The following is a 546-nucleotide window of genomic DNA, read 5'->3' as shown; positions in this document are numbered from 1 at the left end:
GGTTCTGAAGTCAGTGATCACTGGGCAGATTTTGAATTCAATGAAGACGGAACAAAACTGTTACGATGTGCAGCCGGTCATGAACCTAAAAGTAGTGTCTATGATAAAAATACACAGAAGTGTAGAGCATCGTTTCCATTAGCTACCTGCAAAAACTGCCCTTATCATAGTCAGTGCCACCCTAAAGAATACAAACGCGTTGCCACCATTAAAATCGCGATGCGGACAGCGTTTCATGCCAGACAGCAACGTTTCTTGAAAACAGAAGAATTCAAGACATTGGCGCGTTTCCGAAACGGGATAGAAACGGTTCCTGCGGCACTTCGGAGCAGACACCATGTTGATAGGATGCCAGTCCGTGGTTATATCAAAACAAAACTATTCTTCGGCTTTAAAGTTGCCGGAATGAATGCCCGAAAACTGATCAGATATCTGACCGGTTTAGTTAAAGTCGCCACTTATCCGGAAATAGCCTGAAAATCATATAGAAAATCAGCATATCCATATGGAGAAAATACTCTCCAGGGAGTAAAGTGATTATTTTTG

Annotated in this window: 1 protein-coding gene; it reads left to right on the top strand. The window is 42.3% G+C overall.

Going from position 1 to position 546, the window contains the following annotated elements:
- Positions 1 to 477 (top strand): transposase (locus ASU35_RS04575; RefSeq protein WP_172794597.1); only part of this gene is annotated, 477 nt, incomplete at its 5' end.
- Positions 478 to 546 lie beyond the last annotated feature (69 nt).

Source organism: Acetivibrio ethanolgignens, from assembly GCF_001461035.1.
Lineage (GTDB): Bacteria > Bacillota > Clostridia > Lachnospirales > Lachnospiraceae > Velocimicrobium > Velocimicrobium ethanolgignens.
Note: the sequence above shows the minus strand (reverse complement) of the source record. Positions and strands in the feature narration are given on the sequence as shown.